We start from the raw sequence: 4,042 nt of genomic DNA, 5'->3' as shown, positions 1-4,042 counted from the left end.
GCGCTGGAGGACGAGGCCGACGCGGTGCAGTTCTTCCTCGGCGACCCCCAGGGCTGGAAGAAGCCGCCGCCCCGGGAGGACGCCGACCTGCTGCGCCGCTCGCCGATCCCGGTCTACGTGCACGCCCCCTATCTGATCAACGTCGCCTCGGCCAACAACAAGATCCGGATCCCGAGCCGCAAGATCCTGCAGGACACCTGCGACGGGGCCGCCGAGATCAACGCGACGGCGGTGATCGTCCACGGCGGCCACGCCGACGACAAGGACGTCGAAGCCGGCTTCGAGCGCTGGGAGAAGGCGCTCAAGGCGCTCAGGACAGATGTCCCGGTCTACCTGGAGAACACCGCCGGCGGCAACCACGCGATGGCCCGGCACTTCGACACCATCGCGCGGCTGTGGGACCGCATCGGTGACATGGGCATCGGCTTCTGCCTGGACACCTGCCACGCCTGGGCGGCCGGCGAGGAGTTGATCGACGCCGTCGACCGCATCATCGCGATCACCGGGCGGATCGACCTGGTGCACTGCAACGACTCCCGCGACGCCGCCGGGTCCGGCGCGGACCGGCACGCCAACTTCGGCGCCGGGCAGATCGACCCGCAACTGCTGGTCGCGGTGGTCAAGGCGGCCGGCGCACCGGTGATCATCGAGACCGCCGACGAGGGCCGCCGCAGCGACATCGCGTTCCTGCGCGAGCACGTCTAGGTCCGGAGAAGTCGAGGTCAGCGTGAGATCGGCCGCCAGGGCTCTAGCGCGAATCATCACTGCCGCAATGGTTTTCGGCATGCTCGTGGCCGGTTTGCAGGCCGGATCCGCAACCCGGGGCATCGCCTCGGCCAGCCCGTCGCCGCCCCCGGCCGCCGGGCCCGAGAAGGTGACCGTCGGGGTCTACATCCAGAACGTTCAGCACGTCGATCTGGCGACCAACAGCTTCTCCGCTGATTTCTACGTCTGGCTTCGTTGGACCGACCCGGACCTCGACGCGCCGGCCGGCATCGAGATCATGAACCTGTTCGAGAGCTGGGCGCTGACCAAGACCGAACTCTACGAGGAACCCCGCAAGCAGCCCGACGGCTCGCTGGTCTGGCTGGGGCGATACCAGGGCCAGTTCAATACGGCGCTGTCGGTGGCGGACTATCCCTTTCAGAAGCAGACGTTGCGCATCGTGATCGAGGACGGCGTCGAGAACGTCAATCAGGTCGTTTACGTGCCCGACGAGGACCCGATCACCGTCAACCCCGAGATCACGCTCGCCGGTTACAACTTCGAGGCGCCCCGCATCAGCTTCGACACCCACACCTATCCGACGTCTTTCGGTGACGTCGAGAGGGTCGACGGTGACCGCACCTACACCCGGGTGATGGTGGAGATTCCGGTGACCTCGCCGGCGACGTCGGGCATCTTCAAGACCATCCTGCCGTTGCTGATCGTGCTCGTCGCCGCGGCTCTCGGCGTGATCATCCCCGCCTCCTACGTCGACTCCAAGGTCAACGTGCCGATCACCGCCCTGATCGCTCTGGTGGCGATGCAGTTCGGGGTGTCCTCGGCTCTGCCCGAGGTCGGATACCTGCCGATGATCGATCTGATCTACGTCCTGGCCTACGCCGCGATCACCTCGATGCTGGCCAGTGCCGTCGTCGGCGCCTGGAAACTGCGGCACGACGGTGAGGATGTGGCGATGAACTTCGAGCGCCGATTCACGCTGTGGATCAGCGTCGCATTCGTGGTGGCCTTCGTCGCGGCGATCCTGCTCTACCTGCTTCCCGCCGGGCCGCTGTAGCCGGACGGTATTACGAATCTTGTGCGGCTGTTGAAATAATGTAACACTGAATCCATGCCGGACACCCACATCGTCACCAATCAGGTTCCCCCGCTGGTCGACCACAACCCCGCCACCTCACCGGTGCTCATGGAGGCCCTCGTCCGCGAGGGCGGCGGATGGGGCGTCGACGAGGTCACCGAACTGGGCGCCATCGCGGGCAGTGCGACCGCCCAGCGCTGGGGCGATCTCGCCGATCGCAACCTGCCGATCCTGCACACCCACGACCGCTACGGCCACCGGGTCGACGAGATCGAGTACGACCCGGCCTACCACGAACTGATGCGGGTGGCCGTCGGCCACGGCCTGCACGGCGCACCGTGGGCCGACGACCGGCCCGGCGCCCACGTCGTCCGCGCCGCCAAGATGGGCGTCTGGACGCCCGAGCCCGGACACGTCTGCCCGATCTCGATGACCTACGCCGTCGTGCCGGCGTTGCGGCACAACCCGGAACTGGCCGCCGTCTACGAGCCGCTGCTGGCCAGCCGCGAGTACGACCCCGAACTGAAGGTTCCCGCCACCAAGACCGGGATCACCGCCGGCATGTCGATGACCGAGAAGCAGGGCGGCTCCGACGTGCGGGCCGGGACCACGCGGGCGGTGCCCAACGGCGACGGCAGCTACACCCTCACCGGCCACAAGTGGTTCACCTCCGCGGCGATGGGCGACATCTTCCTGGTGCTCGCCCAGGCGCCCGACGGGCTGAGTTGCTTCATGCTGCCCCGGGTGCTGCCCGACGGCTCCCGCAACCGGATGCTCATCCAGCGACTGAAGGACAAACTCGGCAACCACGCCAACGCCTCCAGCGAGATCGAGTACGACGGTGCGACGGCGTGGCTGGTGGGCGAGGAGGGCCGCGGGGTGGCGACCATCATCGAGATGGTCAACCTCACCCGGTTGGACTGCACGCTGGGCAGCGCCACCAGCATGCGGCAGGGTCTGACCCGGGCGATTCACCACACCCAGCACCGAAAAGCGTTCGGCGCGTATCTGATCGACCAGCCGCTGATGCGCAACGTCATCGCCGACCTGGCCGTGGAGGCCGAAGCCGCGACCATCGTCGCGATGCGGATGGCCGGTGCCACCGACGCCGCGATCCGCGGCGATGAACGCGAGACCCTGTTGCGCCGTATCGGCCTGGCCGCCTCCAAGTACTGGGTGTGCAAGCGCGCCACCCCGCACGCCGCCGAGGCGATGGAATGCCTGGGCGGCAACGGGTACGCCGAGGAGTCCGGCATGCCGCGGCTGTACCGGGAGGCGCCGCTGATGGGGATCTGGGAGGGCTCCGGCAACGTCAGCGCCCTGGATACCCTGCGCGCCATGGCGACCCGCCCGGAATGCGTCGAGGTGCTCTTCGACGAACTCGCCAGGACCGGCGGTCAGGACGCTCGGCTGGACGCCCACGTCACCGGGTTGCGGGCCGGCCTGGGCGACCCGGCCACCATCGAGTACCGCGCCCGCAAGGTGGCCGAGGACATCAGCCTGGCGCTGCAGGGATCGCTGCTGGTGCGCCACGGGCATCCCGCGGTCGCCGACGCGTTCCTGGCCAGCCGGATGGCCGGCGACTGGGGCGGGGCGTTCGGCACCCTGCCGACCGGGCTGGACCTCGGCCCGATCATCGAGCGCGCGTTGGTCAAGGGGTGACGGGCACTGCTCGAGTGTGCGGTCTGATCCGTCGCTCGCGGCGTGTTGCGGATGACACCGCACAGTCGCGGGGTGGGGCGGCCGCATGGAACTGACGACGATGACCTACGAGGTCACCGGCCGGGTCGCCCGGATCACCTTCAACCGCCCCGAGAAGGGCAACGCGATCGTCGCCGCCACCCCGGTGGAACTGGCGGCCTGCGTCGAACGCGCCGACCTGGACCCCGCGGTGCACGTGATCCTGGTGTCCGGGCGGGGCGAGGGCTTCTGCGGGGGATTCGACCTGTCCGCCTATGCCGACGGGACATCGTCGGCCGGGGGAGAGGACCGCGCCGGCACCGTGCTCGACGGGCAGACCCAGGCCACCAACCATCTGCCCGACCGGCCGTGGGACCCGACGATCGACTACCAGATGATGAGCCGCTTCGTCCGCGGCTTCTCCAGCCTGATGCACGCCGACAAGCCGACGGTGGTCAAGATCCACGGCTACTGCGTCGCCGGCGGCACCGACATCGCCCTGCACGCCGACCAGGTGATCGCCGCCGCCGACGCCAAGATCGGTTACCCGCCGATGCGGGT

Annotated in this window: 4 protein-coding genes; all 4 read left to right on the top strand. The window is 68.7% G+C overall.

Annotated features, from left to right (window positions below; genetic code table 11):
- Window positions 1-3 precede the first annotated feature (3 nt).
- A complete protein-coding gene (locus ADBZ5U_RS14785; protein WP_526811445.1) occupies window positions 4-705 on the top strand; it encodes a deoxyribonuclease IV in 702 nt (233 codons plus the stop codon).
- Window positions 706-784: 79 nt separating this feature from the next.
- On the top strand, window positions 785-1,780 hold the full coding sequence (locus ADBZ5U_RS14780; protein ID WP_526811443.1) for a ligand-gated ion channel: 996 nt from the start codon (window positions 785-787) through the stop codon (window positions 1,778-1,780).
- A 54-nt stretch (window positions 1,781-1,834) separates the two neighbouring features.
- Window positions 1,835-3,463: an acyl-CoA dehydrogenase family protein gene (locus ADBZ5U_RS14775; RefSeq protein WP_526811442.1), complete on the top strand. Its 1,629-nt coding sequence runs from the start codon at window positions 1,835-1,837 to the stop codon at window positions 3,461-3,463.
- Between the two features lie 85 nt (window positions 3,464-3,548).
- Window positions 3,549-4,042 (top strand): enoyl-CoA hydratase/isomerase family protein (locus ADBZ5U_RS14770; RefSeq protein WP_526811440.1); only part of this gene is annotated, 494 nt, incomplete at its 3' end.

The organism is Mycobacterium sp. (genome assembly GCF_040398885.1).
GTDB lineage: Bacteria > Actinomycetota > Actinomycetes > Mycobacteriales > Mycobacteriaceae > Mycobacterium.
The sequence above is the reverse complement of the archived record's forward strand: the minus strand, read 5'-3'. Positions and strand labels throughout refer to the sequence as shown.